The sequence below is a fragment of the Mycobacterium colombiense genome (genome assembly GCF_001665835.1).
Classification (GTDB): domain Bacteria; phylum Actinomycetota; class Actinomycetes; order Mycobacteriales; family Mycobacteriaceae; genus Mycobacterium; species Mycobacterium colombiense_A.
This window is the reverse complement of the sequence record NZ_LZSX01000025.1, coordinates 99,569-116,255: the sequence shown is the minus strand read 5'-3', so window position 1 is coordinate 116,255 and position 16,687 is coordinate 99,569. Positions and strand designations below refer to the sequence as shown.

The window sequence follows — 16,687 nt, the reverse complement described above, 5'->3', positions numbered from 1 at the left end:
CCGGCGACGCCACGACGGGAACTACATCACGCATCGATACGCAGTCCGGCATCGCACACCCGGGTGAACTCGGCACGCATCGTCTCGACGTAGCGCAGGACGGACCTGCGGGCGACATCGGTGCCCGGGTAGGCGACCACCAACTGCGTCTTGTCGTGCATGCGATTGACCCACATGCACACCGTCTCCGACAGCCGGTTATCTCCCCAGACGCCGGCGCGCAGGCCATCGAAGTAATCGCCGAACGGCAACTTGCGGATGTCGATGTAGGACAACATCGGGACGGGACGGTCGGGGACCTCGATGGGGTTCGACGACGGGTCGGTCGATTCGAGCAGGTGGTAGTAGGGCACGGCGCCCAGAGCGGTGTTGCCGTCGAAAGATGCCTGGGCGGCGCTGACCACCTCATCGAATGACGCACCGGCGGTCGGAATCGCCAGCGGGACGAAACTGGCCAGCCAACCGACCGCGGTGGCGTACGCGGGCTCCCGCCGGTTGTCGAATGGTGTGAGCCCGAAATACGTTGCGGCGCCGGTTAACCGGTGTTCGGTCAGCGCGGCGCAGGCGAACACCCCACCGCTGAAACGCGCACCCGCTGCACGGCACACCGCTTCGAACCGTCGGCCCTGGTCGTCATCGATCAGGTCGAACACGTCGATGGCTCCCGGCGTGTCCGCGTTCGACTCACCCAGTTCCAGCGGGAATTTCGGGAGTGCTCCATTATTCGCCGCGAGAAAAGCCCGCCACGACTGGATTTCGGGCGACTCCTCGTTCAGTCCGCTGGTGTACGCATGCTGATTCGCGCTGTATTCGCGGTGGCTCGGGGCGGGCGGCAGCGGGTTTTCCGCCCTCTGCAGCGCGGCGAAGTACATCGTCTGGATGTCGAGGAAGATCACCCCCGCCGACATGCCATCGGCGCGCAAGTGGTCGACGGCGATATAGATGGTGAACCGGTCTTGGGCCTGAATGATGCCGAAGGTAAAGCAGTCCCATTGCAGCGGGTCCGGTGTATCGAGAAGCAGTTTGCGAATCTGGTTCGGCGCCATTCGCCCGAGATCCGTTGGCGCCAAGGTGATTACCTCCGGGTCGGGAATGACATAGCGAAGGATCTCGTCGTTGTCGCCGAAGGCAAAGCGGTCGTGGTAGGTGTCGTGCCGCCGCAGATGACTATTCACGGCCTGCGTCATCGCATCGATATCGCAGATGCCGCTGATTTCCCAGGCCCCGATGCACAGCCGGGGGATATCACGGCCCCGGCTGACCTGACGACGGTAATAGCGAAGATGCTGCTCCTGCTGATAACTCACCGGGGCGGGGTGGCATTGCGCTTCTGCGGCGCGCCGATAGGTTGCCGCAGTGGGATACCAGGAGACGACGGTGCCCTCGGCTGTCCAGTCCTCAACCGTGCCCAAGAACATGCGCTACCTTTCGTCCGTCAGCTGGCGACGCCGGTCCGGATGACCTTAATGGCAACGCCCTCGTATTGCTGAGTGAGTCGGTCGCTGAAACGGCCCTGTCTCGTGGGCCTGGCAGGTGTCCTACGGCCCCCTTTGTCGACCAATGCACACCACGGATTGAGCTCACCGTGGTTTCAGTTGGTCGCCTGCATGCTGTTGAGCTGCGCAAATAAATGAGTCGCCGACGCTCCCGCGGCGCAATCATAAAATTCCTCTCTCGGGCTTGAGTAATCGCCCGGGAAGTTCCGCCAACCGAATGCATGCTCAGTGTGAGGTAGTCAACCTCCAGGGTCATTTAATTCATGCAGAATTCACAATGGGACTACCCAAACAAGCATTTATCTCGACGTGATGACCCCACCTGTCGATTCCCACCCACAGAGCGGGCGCTATCATGGCGAGCCCACGCTTGACGCTTGCGGACCTGCCGAAACGGCGCCCCGGTTACCATATCGTGATGTATGGCTGTATTGGAATAGTGTCAGCCAAAGATTTCTCGCGGCGGTGACCGGGGCAAACGACCAAAAGATCGCCAAAAGTGCCGCAGCACTGCGTCCTACGCTCCTGTCGATACCAACGCTCGCACGGGAGCTTGGGGAGAACGCCGAAGCGGAAGCAAACTGCGGCTCAGTCGGAATCCGGCATGGAGTCGCGATCTTCAGGTTGAATTCAGGTGCCGACAGCGGCTGCGCGCAGACAAAGCGCCCGGGATGGTCGATGATAGCCGGGACAACCCGTCGTTTCTCGTCACCGTGAATCTTCGCAAGAACGGATGTTGACGATGCCCGATGAGCTCCGCGGTACGGCCAGGTTGTTCGATGCGTTGACCACCAAAGGCACCGCCTACACCGAATCCGAGCGCCAGCGGTTGGGGCTCTTGGGTCTGTTGCCGACGACGGTGAAGACTTTGGAGCAGCAAGCCCAGCACTGCTGGCACGAATTCTCCACTCGGCGCGACGATCTCGACAAACACATCTACCTGCGGGCATTGCAGGACCGCAACGAAACACTGTTCTACCGGGTGTTGCGCGACCACATCCCCGAGGCGCTGCCGATCGTCTACACCCCCACCGTGGGTGAGGCCTGCGAGCGTTTCAGTGAGATCTACCGGCGGCCGCGAGGATTGTTCGTTTCCTACGCCGAGGGTGACTGTCTGGACGAGGTGCTGGACAACAGGCCGCAGCGCGACGTCGATGTGATCGTGGTGACCGACGGGCAGCGCATCCTCGGCCTGGGCGATCAGGGCATCGGCGGGATGGGTATCCCGATCGGAAAGCTCTCCCTCTATACCCTGATCGGCGGAATCGATCCGGCGCGCACCCTTCCGATCGTGCTCGACGTGGGTACCGACAACAGCGAACTCCTCGACGATCCCCAATACCTCGGCTGGCGGCATCGGCGCATCGACGACGACGATTACTACGCATTCATCGACAAGTTCGTCACCGCGGTACGCAAGCATCTGCCCAATGTGTTGCTGCAGTGGGAGGACTTCGCCACCACGCATGCGCTGCCGATCCTGGCCCGCTACCGCGATAAGCTCCTCACTTTCAACGACGACATCCAGGGGACGGCCGCGGTCACCGTGGGAGCGCTGCACGGCGCCGCCAAAGTCGCCGGCCGCCCGCTCTCGCAGCAACATGTCGTCATGCTGGGCGCTGGCTCCGCCGGCATCGGAGTGCTCGACATGATTCGCCGGCAAATGATGACCGAGGGCCTGTCCGAACAGGAGGCCTCGCAGCGGATTTGGGTCGTCGACGTAGTCGGCCTGCTTACCGATGACCGCACCGACCTATCCGACGCGCAGCGCGGATTCGCCCAGCCGGCCGGTCGCGTTGCGGATTGGGGTCTTTCAGGGCCCGCCCAGCTCGCCGACGTCGTTCACCACGTCGACGCCGGTGTGCTGCTCGGCCTGTCGACCGCCGCGGGTGCCTTCACCGAGAGCATCGTGCGCGAGCTGGCCGGCAAGACCGAGCGGCCGATCATCTTCCCGCTCTCCAATCCGACGAGCCGCGCCGAGGCGCACCCCGCGGAGTTGGATCATTGGACCGACGGGCGCGCCCTGATCGCTACCGGATCACCGTTCGCGCCGCTCCACCGAAACGGCGTGGAACGCCCAGTGGCCCAATGCAATAACGTCTATATCTTCCCCGCGATGGGATTGGCGGTGACCGCGGCTCAGGCGACGCGGGTCACCGACGAGATGATGCGGGTGGCCGCCGAGACCTTGGGCGAGGCGTCGCCGGCACTCGCCGCGCCCGACCAGCCGCTGCTGCCCGCATGGTCGGACGTGCCCGACATCGCGGTGCGGATCGCGCACGCCGTCGCCGTGCAGGCCGTCGCGGACGGCGTCGCCCCGACGCGCAGCGACGCTGAACTCACCGAACGCATCACGCGGGTGCATTGGCTCCCCGAATACCCCGAATCCGCGACCCCCGTGAACAACGGTGGCTCGTAGACCTGTACTCGTTGACGACGTCCGAGATCGACGACCCGCAATGGAGTCGATCCGCTACGGCTTGAGAGCTCATCCGGCAAACACTTCGGCTGTCGAAGCGACGTACCGCGGGTTACGGGTACTGGAGCGCGGTGTGAATATGTTCACTTTCCGCTCGCGCACCAGTCCTGGCTGTGGGCAACGACTTTGGTGGCCGCCCGAAATGCCAGCGCAGCAGGGCAATCGACAAACCGTGACGAGGGAACGCTGCTCCTGGCGCCGATTTTGCGCGCGGGATTGAGAATTGAGAGCGCGTGGTACCAAAGGGAGCGTGACCGGGGTCAGATGACCGACGCCCCCACGATCCCAGAGGAACTCAATGCACTTCGCGGTACTGCCGCCGGAGGTCAATTCCGGCCGCATGTATGCAGGCCCGGGCGCGGGCTCGCTGCTGGCCGCAGCCACGGCGTGGGATGAGCTGGCCAGTGAGCTGCACACCACGGCGGCCAACATCGAGTCGGTGATCTCGGGGCTCACCAGCGAGCCGTGGCAGGGGCCGTCTGCGGCGGCGACGGCGGCCGCGGCCGCACCGCAGGTGGCCTGGCTGAACGCCACCGCTGAGCAGGCCACGCAAGCCGGCACGCAGGCCAAAGCCGCTGCGACTGCCTATGAGTCGGCGTATGCGGCGACGGTGCACCCGTCGGTGATCGCGGCCAACCGTTCACAGCTGTCGTCACTGGTCGCCACGAATCTGCTGGGCCAGAACACGCCGGCGATCGCAACCACCGAGGTCGCCTACGGCGAAATGTGGGCCCAGGATGTTGCCGCGATGTATGGCTATGCGGGCGCGTCCCAGGCGGCCTCGCAGGTGACACCGTTCACGCCGCCCAAGCAGACGACCAATCAGGGCGGGCTGGCCGCGCAGACTGCTGCGACCACACAGGCCGCCGGTACGTCGGCCGGACAGGTGCAGTCGGCGCTATCGGGCAATACGATGTCCGCGGTGCCGAACGCGCTGCAAAGCCTCACAACGTCGTCGACGGCGTCCTCGGGACTGAGCGACTTCTCCGGCTTCATGAACCCCTACAACCTGGTGTCGCTCGGCTCTGCATTCCTCGGCAATGGCACGGGGCTGATCGGGGTATCGGGTGCCGCGGGGTTCATTTCCGACACTGAACACAAGATCGCGGAACCGGGCACCAAGTTGAAGGCCGTGCCGGAAAAGCCCGCAGTTTCGCGCTCGTCCGGAAAGGCGGCGACGGTGTCCGCGGGCATGGGACGTGCGAACTCGTTGGGCAGCATGTCGGTGCCGCAAGGTTGGTCCACGGCGGCGCCGGAAGTGCGTCTGACCGCGCTCGAGTCGCCCGCCGCCGGCGCCGTTCCGGCGAGTCGTGCGGGTTCCGGGCTGTTCAGCGGCCAGATGCCGCTGTTCGGTGGTGCGCCATTGATGGCGATGCCCGGCCGCGGCGCACCCGACTCCCGGGGTCGCCAACCGGCCGACACGAGCCACGCGCCCGGTCGCCAGGTCCCCGCGGGGGCGGCTCCGCAAGAGCGTGCACAGTCGCCGCGCAGCGCGCCGACCGGAACCGCCGCCGAACTGCGCGAAATCACCGACGTGCTAGGCAAACTCGCGGAACTGCGAGCCACCGGCGCGCTGACCGACACCGAATTCGCCGAACAAAAGCAACGCCTGCTCGGCACCGGCTAGCCGATCCTGCCCGCCGGTCCTCGTCGGATCGGCGGGTTTGCGGTTCATGTCCTACCGCCCGCGGTTGGCGGCGAGTCTTCCTGCCGCTCCGGCTCCTGTCTTCTGCGGCTTGACTTCATACATACAGTGTGTATGTTCATACATACGGTATGTATCTGGAAGGTAGGGGTCTCATGAGTGCCACGCTCGACGCTATAGCGGAAGAACGCAGAATCGTGCTGGAACTTTGCTCGCAGATGCCGGAACCGTTGTGGGCGAAGGAAAGTGGTTGCTCCGGCTGGTCGGTGCAGGACCTTGTGTCGCACATGGCGTGCAGCTTCTGGTTGGCGGTCGATCCGTCGACGCTGCCCAGCCCAGGCGGCATGCCCGCCGAACGCGCTGCGGACCTCTATGTCGACTCGCGACGCTCGATGACCCCCGAAGAGGTTGTGGCGGACTATGAATCGGTCAGCGCGCGGGGGCTGGAGGTGCTCGCGGCAATCGAGGGTCAGGACGTCGACATACCCATAGGCGACGTCGGCACCTACCCGGCCTGGGTGGTGCCGACAACGTTCGTCTTCGAGGCCTTCATTCACACTCGATACGACCTGTTTGCGCCGGACGGGCCGTTGGGGGGAGGCCCGCCACCCGTCGACGAGCTGCGGCTTGCCCCGACGCTCGATTGGATCGAAGCGGCACTGCCACAGCAGAATGTCAACCTGCTCAACGACTTACCCGCGGGCGTGGAGGTTCGCCTCGACGGTCTGTGTGCCCGGACCCTGCGTCTCGGCGGCCAGTCCGACGCCGCGGCACGCATCACGTCCGATTCCCAGGCCTTCGTGCGGTGGGTCACCCAGCGCGGCACCTGGGAGGGCTTGGGCGTGCAGGCCGAGGGTGATCCGTCAGCGCTGGATATCGTGCGCCGGCTCAGGGTGTTCTGAGGAACGCAGACCGCGACGCCCGGTCGGCGCTACCACAATCCGCGACCTGCATACGGTATGTATGAGAATGCATGGGGCGGTGTGAAAGGTAAGGGTTGATGGCGAAGGGCGGTCGCCGCACGCAGGCCGAACGCGCGGCCGTGACGCGTGATGCGCTGATGGGCGCGGCACGGCCACTGTTTGCGTCGGTGGGATTCGCCGACGCGTCCCTGGAAACCATCGTCCGCGACGCGGGGGTGACGCGCGGAGCGCTGTACCACCATTTCGCCGACAAGACAGAGCTGTTCGCGGCGGTCTTCGAGCAGGTGGAGGGCGAGATGGCCGCGCGGCTGGGGGAGGCCGTCGCCGACGCGGGGCACTCGGATCCGGTCGAGATCATGAGACTGTGTTCGGGGCTCTGGTTGGACGCGTGCTCCGAACCAGAGATTCAGCGCATCGTCTTGCTCGAGGCGCTGGCGGTGCTGGGATGGGAACGCTGGAGCGACATCGGGCACCGCTACAACATCGGATTCGTGACAGGGCTGCTCACCGAGGCCATCGAGTCCGGCAGCATCCCCCGTCAGCCCGTCGAGGCCACGGCGCTGACGATCATGGGCGCGCTGCGCGAGGCAACGCTCTACATTGCCCGCGCCGACGATCAGCGGCAGGCGCGTGCGGACGCCGGCGCGGTGATGGACCGACTGCTCGAGGCGTTGCGCGCCAACCATATTGGCTAGTTCGTTGCCAGCTGCGCGGCGATGAGCTTCGTCAAGCGGCGATGCTTCCGCCGCCGTCGGCCCGAATGATCTGACCGGTGATATAGCCCGCGTCCTCATCGAGCAGCGCGCAGATCGCGTGTGCGATCTCGCGCGGCGTGCCGACACGGCGCAGCGGAATGGTCTGCAGGACACGAGCTTCCCGCTCGGACCCGGCTGGGCTGAGTTCGCGGTACATCTCGGTTTCGATGGGTCCGGGCGCCACCGCGTTGACCGTGATGCCGGACTGCGCGAGCTCACCAGCCCAGATTCGGGTGCACGCTTCCAGCGCCGCCTTCGTGGCCGCATAGGGCGTGCGCTCCGCGGTGCCCAGGGTAGTCAGACTGGTGACGTTGACGATGCGCCCCCACCCGGCGGCGAGCATGCCGGGTAGCACCGCCTGGACCACCTGCACGGCGGTGCGCACATTCAGGTCGTACGTGGTGAACAGGTCGTCCAAATCGATCGAGCCGATCCGGCCGAACCGGGCGACGGCGACGTTGTTGACCACCGCATCGACGCGCCCGTTCGTCAGGACGCGCTCGAGCACGGCGTCCGTCTCCGCCCGGTCGGCGAGGTCCGCCTCGTAGAACTCGCCCGGGAAGTCGTCGGGCCGGGTGCGGGCGAGGCCGATCGGGATGTCGCCGGACGCCGCGATGCGGTCGGCGACCGCGCGCCCGATTCCCTTCGATGCCCCGGTGATCAGTACTCGCCGTGCGGTCATGGTGTCCTCCTTCGAAAGCATTCGTATGATTACTTAAACGTTTTGGAAAGCGGATAGCTAATAACTTTGTTGGTATGGGCGATGACATTGGTCTTATGGAGGATCGATGACGACGTTGTCGCAGCTCAAAACGTTCATTGCGGTGGTCGATCAGGGTGGCTTCACGGCGGCGGGCCGTCGGCTCGGGTTGTCGCAGCCGGCCGTCAGCCGCACGGTCGCCACACTGGAAAAGGAGCTGGGGCTGCCGCTGTTCCTCCGTCGCCGAGACGGACTGGCCCTCACCGAAGCCGGTGCCATCGCGCTGACGCATGCGCGAGAGGCGGTGCGCCAGCTGACGTTGATGCGCACCGAGGTCGCCGGGTTGGCCGGCGACGTCACCGGGACGCTGAGCCTGGCCAGCGTGCCGTCTGCCACCGCCTCGCTCGTCGCTCCGCAGCTACGGGCGTTCGCCCAGCGGCATCCGGCCGTCACCATCCGGCTGCTGGAGGGCAGCGAGAACGAGATTATGGATTGGCTCGACCAGGGGGCCGCCGAGGCCGGTGTGGTCAGCCTGCCCGTCAAGGGTTTGGACGTGGCGGTCCTGGGCGAACAGCAAATGGTTGCCGTAGTGCCGGCCGACAGCTGGCTGGCGTCCAACGACACCATCACCTACGCCGACCTGGCCAAGGAACCGTTCGTCCGTAGCACCGGTGGCTGCGCGGAGGTGTTCATGCCGATCGCGCGGCGCGCCGGGATCGAATTCGACCTGGCCTTCGAAGCGCGCGAGATGGCCGCGACGCTCGAGATCGTGCGCGCCGGGCTCGGGGTGAGCATCCTGCCCAGCGCCGGCCTGCCCGAACTGAACGGCGTCGCGGTGCGACCGCTGCTGCCCCAGACCGTGCGACGCCTCGGCCTGGCGATCTCCGCGAGCGCATCGGCGCCCGCGCGCGCGTTCCTCGATCAGATCGCCGCGCTCGGTCTGCACTGATTCGGTTCGGCGACCACGGTTTCCGATCCCAGACCTGGGTCGCGCCGGGCGTTACCGCGACGCCGCTTTCGGCGGTGCCGCCCCGGCGTGGTATCTTCGCCGACGTGAATATCGGCGTGCGCGCGTATTGGCGCTTTATCGTGGCTCCGGGTGGAGCCAGCGATGCAGCGTCTGGTTGACGCAACCGCACGACTGATACCCGGAGCCCGGCAGTGACCACAAGGTCGCTGCTTTTCGTTTTTCAGGGCATCGGGAACCAGCGGGCGTGCCCTGGGAGCCAGCAGAGAAAGGCACACACCCTCCATGTCCATCATCAATTGCGAGACGGCGGCTATCGATACGTCCGATCATCGGATCGTTTCGTTCCGGGAGCTCTCGGCGCCGGCGGCGATCCGCACCGAGCTGCCGTTGACGGCCCGGCGTGCCCAGGCCGTGCAGCGCGATCGCGAGGAGATCTCGGCGATCCTGGCCGGTGGTGACGACCGGCTGTTACTGGTGGTCGGCCCCTGCTCGGTGCACGATCCCGTCGCCGCACTCGATTACGCGCGCCGGCTCGCGCCGCTCGCCGCCGAGTACGCCGACCGGCTGAAGATCGTGATGCGGGTCTACTTCGAGAAGCCGCGCACCACCATCGGCTGGAAGGGACTCATCAACGATCCCAACATGGACGGCAGCTTCGACGTCGAACGCGGCATCCGCATCGCGCGCGGTTTGCTGCTCGACATCATCGACGTCGGCCTGCCGGTGGGATGTGAATTCCTGGAGCCCACCAGTCCGCAGTACATCGCCGACGCCGTCGCCTGGGGTGCGATCGGCGCCCGTACCACCGAGTCGCAGGTGCACCGCCAGTTGGCGTCCGGGCTGTCGATGCCGGTTGGATTCAAGAACGGCACCGACGGCAATATCCAGGTCGCCATCGACGGCGTCAAAGCCGCGGCCGCGCCGCACCATTTCTTCGGCACCGACAACGTGGGTCGCGCGGCCGTTGTGCAGACCATGGGCAACCCCGACTGCCACGTGATCCTTCGGGGCGGCACCGCTGGGCCCAACTACGACACCGCTTCGGTGGCGACCGCCATCGAACGGCTGAGCAAGGCGGGGCTTTCCGCACAGGTCATGCTCGACTGCTCACACGCCAACTCCGCCAAAGACCATGTGCGGCAGGCCGAAGTCACAGCCGAGGTGGCCGCACGCCTGGCCGCCGGCGAGCGCGGTATCGCCGGTCTGATGCTGGAGAGCTTCCTGGTGGCCGGTGCGCAATCGCTCGGCGGCGAGCTGACCTATGGCCAATCGGTGACCGATCAGTGCATGGACTTCGGGACCACGGCGGGCTTGCTCGCCGACCTCAACGCCGCGATGGGCTGATGGCGGACCGCCATCCGGCGGCGGGGTCAGCTGTCCAGGACGAAGATGGGCTTGCTACCTGCCTCATGTGAAGTCAGGATGCCTGGCGGCAAATACGACCTGACGACCGAGGCTGTTCGATGGACCGACGACGTCACCACGCGCATCCTGGGCAAAGAACTGAAAGCCGGACCGTTGGCCGGGCTGCAGGCATTCCTGGCGATGTGGCGAAAAGTGGTTCGGGAGAGCGATTTTCGCGCACCCTCGATCAGGTGGCGGCCGAACTGTCTCGCATTGTCGGCGAAATCCTGGAATAGCCGCTGGCGCGGATGTTCCCGGAAGCGGAGTTGTTCAGCTCGGACTGGCTGATGTCTGTTGCTCCGAAACCTGGCTGGCGATAGCCTTTTTGTCGATCTTGCCGATCGGCGTGGTCGGCAGCGAGGACATCGCAACCAGGACGTCGGGGCGGGCGTGCGCGGCCACACCACGGGAGTCCAGATAGCCGTTCAATTCCGCCAGCGTCAGTTCGGGAGCATTGAAAACGACTGCCGCACAAATTTTCTCGCCCAGGTATGGGTCGGGCAGCGCGACCGCGGCGGCCGAGGAGATCGCCGGGTGGCTGTGCATCTGCTCCTCGAGATCGGCCGCGGAAATCGTTTCCCCGGCACGGCAGATCACGTCTTTGACCCGACCGGTCACCACCAGATAGCCGTCGTTGCGCAGCCGCACCACGTCGCCGCTGCGGAAGAAGCCGTCGGGGTCGAAGCTGCGTTCGTTGTCGCGCTCGGCGCGGAAGTAGCCGTTGAACGTGTACGGCCCGCGGACCAGTAGTTCGCCTTCCTCGCCCGGGTCCACCGGTTCGCCCGCCGCGTCGACGACGCGCAATTCGTCGGCGGCCGACATCGGTCGCCCCTGAGTGTGTTCGGTGAATTCCGGGGGATCGTCGGGCCGGGTGTAGTTCAGCAGCCCCTCGGCCATCCCGAAGACCTGTTGCAACCCCGGGGTCAGGGTGCCGCGCACCAAGCGGGCATCCTCGGGTTCCAGCTTGGCGCCACCAACCTGCAAGAGGCGCAATGTCTTTGGTGTCACGGGTTCCCAATCGCAGGCTTGCGCCCACAACTTGGCCAGCGCCGGCACCAGGGCGGTCACCGTGACGCCGTGGCGTGCGATGGCGGCAAATGCCGCTTCGGGGCTGGGATCGGTGCCGAAAACGGTGGTGGCACCGACGGTCATCGCGCCGAGCAGGCCCGGACAGGCGAGCGGGAAATTGTGGCCGGCCGACAGCACCGCGAAATAGACGTCGTCGCAGGTGAGCCCGCAGAGTTCGGCGCTGGCCCGCGCGTTGAAAACGTAATCGTTATGGGTGCGGGGGATGAGCTTGGGTGTGCCCGTGGTGCCGCCTGAAACCAGCAGTAGCGCAGGCGATCCCGGGTCGGGCGCCGACGATGGCGTGCCGGCGGTCGCCCGGTCGCACAGCTGTGCCCATGAGGTGAACGGTCCCGGGTCGCCGTCGACGATGACGTGCTCGAGCGCGGCGTGTTGCTCGGCGAGCCCTCGCGCCATCGTGCGGTAGTCGAAACCCGCTGCGGTATCGGCGATCAGCAGTGCGGTGGCCTCGCTCACTTCGGCGAAATGCCCCAGTTCGGCGGCCCGGTGGCCGGGCAGGCACATCACCGGGATCGCCCCCGCACGCAACAGCCCGAACAGCGCCACCGCGAACTGGCAACCGTTCGGCAGCTGCAGCAACACCCGGTCTCCCGGCGCGACACCCGCGCTCCGCAGCCCACTGGCCGCGCGGTTAGCCTGGTCGTCGAGGTCCGCATAACTGAGGCCGGTGTCGCCCATGGCGTCGAGGACGGCAGTCCGGCCGGGCCATCGCTGGGCCGCGTCGGTCAGGATCGCGTCCAGCGGCCGTCCCGCCCAGTAGCCGGCCGCCCGGTAGGCGGCGGCCCGCTCAGCGGGAAACGGCACGAACCCGTCGAGGACTTCGGCCGGCGGCTGCGGTGTGTTCGGGCTCATGGCTCCTCTAGCGGGGGGCTTCGAACGGGGCTAGTAGCGGGGATGCAGGGAGTAAGGATAGGGTAACCAAAAAATTAGGGCAGCCTGTGCTAATTCAGGGAGGGTCTGTGGTGCACGCCTCGGCACGCTCGGAGGACATCCGGGCGGAGGTGGCCGAATTGCTCGGCGTCGACGTCGATGAAGTTCAGCCGGGTAGCAACCTCATCGGCCAGGGCCTGGACTCCATCCGGATCATGACGTTGGCCGGCCGCTGGCGCCGCCAGGGCATCGACATCGACTTCGCGACGCTCGCCGAAACCCCCACGGTCGAGGCCTGGGCCGGGTTGGTCTGCGCCGGCGGACAGGACGCCGACCGGCAAACCGTTTCGGCCGGAGCGCCCGGCGGCGCGGAGCTGTCCGGCGGGGACGAGCCGTTTTCCCTGGCTCCGATGCAGCACGCGATGTGGGTCGGTCGCCAAGACAACCAGCAGCTGGGCGGGGTTGCCGGGCACCTTTACGTAGAATTCGACGGCGGCCCGATCGATGCCGATCGGCTGCGCGCGGCGGCCACCGCGCTGGCGCGTCGCCACCCGATGCTGCGGGTGCGGTTCCTTCCCGATGGCACGCAGCGCATCGCCCCGGCCGACGAGAGCGGCGACTTCCCGGTCAGCGTCGAGGACCTACGCTCGCTGAGCGCCGACAAGGTCGAGCAGCGTCTCGCCGCGATCCGCGTTGCCAAATCGCACCAGCAGCTCGACGGCGCGGTGTTCGAACTGGCCGTGACGTTGCTACCGGCTGAGCGGTCGCGGCTGCACGTCGATCTGGATATGCAGGCCGCCGACGCGATGAGCTATCGCACCCTGATGGCCGATCTGGCGGCTGTCTACGGTGGCCAGTATCTCCCGGAGCTGAGCTACACCTACCGGCAGTACCGGCAAGCCATCGAAGCCGAAGACGCGCAGCCGCAACCCGCGCGCGAGGCGGACCGGGCGTGGTGGGCGCAGCGCGTCGGCGAGCTGCCGGACCCGCCGGCGCTGCCGTCGACGGGTGGCGGCGCCTCGAACCACAGCACCCGGCGCTGGCACTGGCTGGACCCGCAAACCCGCGACGCGCTGTTTGCCCGCGCCCAGGCGCGCGGCATCACCCCCGCGATGGCGCTGGCCGCGGGATTCGCCAACACCCTGGCGCGCTGGTCGACCACCTCGCGCTTTCTGCTGAACGTCCCGCTGTTCGGGCGTCAGGCCCTGCACCCGGACGTCGACTCGTTGGTCGGCGACTTCACCTCCTCGCTGCTGCTCGACATCGATCTCGTCGGCGCGGACACCGCGGCCGCGCGGGCGCGGGTGGTGCAGGACGCGATGCGCACGGCCGCAGCCCATTCCGCCTATCCCGGGCTGTCGGTGCTGCGCGACCTCAGCCGTCACCGCGGGACCCAGGTGCTCGCGTCCGTGGTCTTTACCAGCGCGCTGGGGCTCGGCGAACTGTTCAGCCCCGACGTGACCGACCAATTCGGCACACCGGGCTGGATCATCTCCCAGGGGCCGCAGGTGCTGCTCGACGCGCAGGTCACCGAGTTCAACGGCGGTGTCCTGGTGAATTGGGATGTGCGCGAAGGCATGTTCCCGCCGGGCGTCATCGACGCCATGTTCGGCTACCACATCGACGAGCTGCTCCGGTTGGCCTACGCCGACGACTCCTGGGACGCGCCGGGCCCCGCGGCACTGCCGGAAGCACAGCGATCGGTGCGCGAGGAGGCCAACGCTCGCACCGCCCAACCCAGCGGAGAAGCCTTGCACGACGGGTTCTTCCGCCAAGCCGAGCGGCAGCCCGACGCCCCCGCGGTGCTCGCGAGATCCGGCGACCTCAGCTACGCGCAACTGCGCGACCAGGCGCTGGCGGTGGCCGCGGCGTTGCGAACCGCCGGCATCACGGCCCGCGACACCGTTGCGGTGATGGGCCCGAAGACCGCCGAGCAGATTCCCGCGTTGCTGGGCATCCTGTCCGTCGGCGCCGCATATCTGCCCATCGGCATCGACCAGCCGCGCGATCGCGCCGAGCGCATCCTCGACACCGGTGCGGTGAGCCTGGCCCTGGTATGCGGCGGACAACGACTGTCGTTGCCGGTGCCCGAACTGGTCATCGCCGAGGTGCTTCGCGACGTGCGTGCCGGTGCCGAGATCGCCTCAGCAAGAATCGATCCCGACGAACTGGCCTACGTGTTGTTCACCTCCGGTTCCACCGGCGAGCCCAAGGGTGTCGAGGTCACCCACGACGCCGCCATGAACACGGTGGAATTCATCGGCCGCCATTTCGAGATCGGCCCCGCGGACCGATGCCTGGCCCTGTCCACCCTGGAAGGCGACATCTCGGTGATGGACGTGTTCGTCACCTTGCGCACCGGCGGGGCCATCGTGGTGGTCGACGAGGCGCAGCGCCGTGATCCCGACGCCTGGGCCCGGCTCATCGACGCTCACAAAGTCACGGTGCTCCACTTCATGCCCGGCTGGCTGGAGATGTTGATCGAAGTCGGCCGCGCTCGGCTGTCCTCGGTGCGGGTGATCCCCACCGGCGGCGACTGGGTGCGACCCGAGGTGGTGCGCCGCCTCCAAGCCGAGGCGCCCAACCTGCGCTTTGCCGGCCTCGGCGGTGCGACCGAAACCCCGGTGCACAACACCATTTTCGAGGTCACCGAGGCGATACCCGAGGACTGGACGGCCCTGCCCTTCGGCGTCCCGCTGCCCAACAACGCCTGCCGCGTGGTCGACGACACCGGCGCCGACTGCCCCGACTGGGTTGCCGGGGAATTTTGGGTGTCCGGGCGCGGCATCGCGCGCGGCTACCGCGGACGTCCCGATCTCACCGCGGAACGCTTCGTCGAGCACGACGGCCGAATCTGGTACCGCACCGGCGATTTGGTGCGCTATTGGCCGGACGGCACCCTCGAATTCGTCGGCCGTGCCGACCACCGCGTCAAGATCAGCGGGTATCGCGTCGAGCTGGGCGAGATCGAGACCGCGCTGCGGCGAGTGCCCGGAGTGCGGACTGCGGTGGCCGCGTTGTTCGCCGTGTCGGGGGAACCCGACATGCTAGCCGCGCAGGTGTGTACCGATGACACTTCTTTGACCGCCGAGCGGATTCGGCAGCGTCTCAGAGACCTGGTTCCCGCGCACATGGTCCCGCGCCACATCACGGTGGTGGAGCGGATCGGTTTCACCGATGCCGGAAAGCTCGACCGCCGGGCCGTCGCACGCGAATTGGAAACCGCCGTCTCGCAAGCGCAGCGGCCCGGTCACCGCCCACCATCGACGCCGTTGGAATCCGCACTGTCAATGATCGTCGGTGACCTGCTCGGCCGGGACAACGTCGGAGTCGACGACGACTTCTTCGCCCTCGGTGGCGATTCGGTGCTCGCCACGCAGGCGGTGGCGAGGATTCGGGCCTGGCTGGACGCGCCGGACATCATGGTCGCCGACATCTTCGCCAACCGAACCGTGGCGGCGCTGGCCGCGGTGCTCAGCGCCGGCGAGAACGACCCCGGCCGGCTCGACCAGGTCGCCGAGCTGTACCTGGAAGTGATCGGCATGGATGCCGAATCGGTTCTGGCCGACTCCCAGCGAACCGCGAAATCGTAGATAGCGCAATGGCATTGAATAATCTGATCACCGCCACGTTCCCGTCCTGGATCAAACTGACACGGGGCCGCAACAACATGCCATCCACCGGTGCCACCGTGGTCTTTCCGCACGCCGGCGCCGCCGCCGCGAGCTATCGGGTGCTGGCAACGGCGCTGGCCGCCGGCGGTGACACGTACATCGTGCAGTACCCGCAGCGGGCGGACCGCCTGAGCGAACCCGCTCACGACAGCGTGCACGACCTGGCCGCCAGCCTCTTCCAGGCCGCGCCATGGCCCAGCGTCGCGCCGCTGAAGCTATTCGGGCACAGCATGGGGGCCGTCGTCGCCTTCGAGTTCGCCCGCGTCGCCGAAACGCACGGCACGGCAGTGCAGAAGCTGTGGGTGTCGGCCGGTCCGCCGCCATGCGTCGTCGCCGACATGCCCGAACTCCCGACCAGTGATGACGGGTTGCTGGCCGACATCGCCGATTTGGGCGGTACGGACCCCGAACTGCTTGCCGACGAAGAGTTCTCCGAGTTACTGACCACCGCGGTGCGCGCCGACTACCGGGCCTTCAACGGGTATAACCCAAGCCCCGATGTCCGCATCGGCGTCGACATTCACGTACTGGGCGGCCACGATGACCACCGCATCGCCGCCGGCATGCTGCGGCAGTGGGAAAGGCACACTGCCGGATCCTTCGCCGTGTCGCTGTATGAGGGGGGCCACTTCTACGTCTATGACCATGTCGACGCGATCGCCGCGCAGGTGAATGCCGGGTGATA

General features: G+C 66.8%; 11 protein-coding genes. 8 read left to right on the top strand and 3 right to left on the bottom strand.

Annotated features, from left to right (window positions below; all coding sequences use genetic code 11):
* Positions 1-26 precede the first annotated feature (26 nt).
* The gene (locus A5760_RS04965; RefSeq protein WP_064878238.1) at positions 27-1,418 is read right to left on the bottom strand and encodes a condensation domain-containing protein; all 1,392 of its coding nucleotides are present in this window, start codon (positions 1,416-1,418) and stop codon (positions 27-29) included.
* Between the two features lie 820 nt (positions 1,419-2,238).
* Between A5760_RS04965 and A5760_RS04960 the strand changes: the two genes are divergently transcribed.
* The 4 genes from A5760_RS04960 (at position 2,239) to A5760_RS04945 (ending at position 7,238) form a co-directional block, all read left to right on the top strand.
* The gene (locus A5760_RS04960; protein WP_064878432.1) at positions 2,239-3,915 is read left to right on the top strand and encodes an NAD-dependent malic enzyme; all 1,677 of its coding nucleotides are present in this window, start codon (positions 2,239-2,241) and stop codon (positions 3,913-3,915) included.
* Positions 3,916-4,273: 358 nt separating this feature from the next.
* Positions 4,274-5,602 carry a PPE family protein, SVP subgroup gene (locus A5760_RS04955; RefSeq protein ID WP_064878236.1) on the top strand — a complete coding sequence of 443 codons (1,329 nt, stop codon included), beginning with the start codon at positions 4,274-4,276 and terminating at the stop codon, positions 5,600-5,602.
* A 173-nt stretch (positions 5,603-5,775) separates the two neighbouring features.
* On the top strand, positions 5,776-6,522 hold the full coding sequence (locus tag A5760_RS04950) for a maleylpyruvate isomerase family mycothiol-dependent enzyme (RefSeq protein ID WP_082279337.1): 747 nt from the start codon (positions 5,776-5,778) through the stop codon (positions 6,520-6,522).
* Positions 6,523-6,620: 98 nt separating this feature from the next.
* Complete coding sequence (locus A5760_RS04945) at positions 6,621-7,238, top strand: TetR/AcrR family transcriptional regulator (protein WP_064878232.1); 618 nt, start codon at positions 6,621-6,623, stop codon at positions 7,236-7,238.
* Between the two features lie 31 nt (positions 7,239-7,269).
* Here the strand turns inward: A5760_RS04945 and A5760_RS04940 are convergent, their stop codons facing one another.
* Complete coding sequence (locus A5760_RS04940; RefSeq protein WP_064878430.1) at positions 7,270-7,980, bottom strand: SDR family oxidoreductase; 711 nt, start codon at positions 7,978-7,980, stop codon at positions 7,270-7,272.
* A 106-nt stretch (positions 7,981-8,086) separates the two neighbouring features.
* Between A5760_RS04940 and A5760_RS04935 the strand changes: the two genes are divergently transcribed.
* Both A5760_RS04935 and A5760_RS04930 read left to right on the top strand, forming a co-directional pair.
* Positions 8,087-8,947: a LysR family transcriptional regulator gene (locus tag A5760_RS04935; protein ID WP_064878230.1), complete on the top strand. Its 861-nt coding sequence runs from the start codon at positions 8,087-8,089 to the stop codon at positions 8,945-8,947.
* Positions 8,948-9,250: 303 nt separating this feature from the next.
* Positions 9,251-10,312 (top strand): 3-deoxy-7-phosphoheptulonate synthase, encoded by a 1,062-nt coding sequence (locus A5760_RS04930; RefSeq protein WP_064878228.1) that lies wholly within the window; start codon positions 9,251-9,253, stop codon positions 10,310-10,312.
* 330 nt (positions 10,313-10,642) lie between these two features.
* Here A5760_RS04930 and A5760_RS04925 read toward each other — a convergent pair whose 3' ends face one another.
* A complete protein-coding gene (locus tag A5760_RS04925) occupies positions 10,643-12,310 on the bottom strand; it encodes a (2,3-dihydroxybenzoyl)adenylate synthase (RefSeq protein WP_064878226.1) in 1,668 nt (555 codons plus the stop codon).
* 107 nt (positions 12,311-12,417) lie between these two features.
* Here A5760_RS04925 and A5760_RS04920 point away from each other — a divergent pair, with 107 nt between their 5' ends.
* Together A5760_RS04920 and A5760_RS04915 are read left to right on the top strand one after the other, a co-directional pair.
* Positions 12,418-15,921: a non-ribosomal peptide synthetase gene (locus A5760_RS04920; protein ID WP_064878224.1), complete on the top strand. Its 3,504-nt coding sequence runs from the start codon at positions 12,418-12,420 to the stop codon at positions 15,919-15,921.
* Positions 15,922-15,929: 8 nt separating this feature from the next.
* Positions 15,930-16,685: a thioesterase II family protein gene (locus A5760_RS04915; protein ID WP_064878222.1), complete on the top strand. Its 756-nt coding sequence runs from the start codon at positions 15,930-15,932 to the stop codon at positions 16,683-16,685.
* Positions 16,686-16,687: the final 2 nt, after the last annotated feature.

Excerpts from the sequence above, each read along its gene's own strand:
- A5760_RS04965 (WP_064878238.1), bottom strand. The coding sequence starts at position 1,418 with ATGTTCTTGGGCACGGTTGAGGACTGGACAGCCGAGGGCACCGTCGTC.
- A5760_RS04960 (WP_064878432.1), top strand. The coding sequence starts at position 2,239 with ATGCCCGATGAGCTCCGCGGTACGGCCAGGTTGTTCGATGCGTTGACC.
- A5760_RS04955 (WP_064878236.1), top strand. The coding sequence starts at position 4,274 with ATGCACTTCGCGGTACTGCCGCCGGAGGTCAATTCCGGCCGCATGTAT.
- A5760_RS04950 (WP_082279337.1), top strand. The coding sequence starts at position 5,776 with ATGAGTGCCACGCTCGACGCTATAGCGGAAGAACGCAGAATCGTGCTG.
- A5760_RS04945 (WP_064878232.1), top strand. The coding sequence starts at position 6,621 with ATGGCGAAGGGCGGTCGCCGCACGCAGGCCGAACGCGCGGCCGTGACG.
- A5760_RS04940 (WP_064878430.1), bottom strand. The coding sequence starts at position 7,980 with ATGACCGCACGGCGAGTACTGATCACCGGGGCATCGAAGGGAATCGGG.
- A5760_RS04935 (WP_064878230.1), top strand. The coding sequence starts at position 8,087 with ATGACGACGTTGTCGCAGCTCAAAACGTTCATTGCGGTGGTCGATCAG.
- A5760_RS04930 (WP_064878228.1), top strand. The coding sequence starts at position 9,251 with ATGTCCATCATCAATTGCGAGACGGCGGCTATCGATACGTCCGATCAT.
- A5760_RS04925 (WP_064878226.1), bottom strand. The coding sequence starts at position 12,310 with ATGAGCCCGAACACACCGCAGCCGCCGGCCGAAGTCCTCGACGGGTTC.
- A5760_RS04915 (WP_064878222.1), top strand. The coding sequence starts at position 15,930 with ATGGCATTGAATAATCTGATCACCGCCACGTTCCCGTCCTGGATCAAA.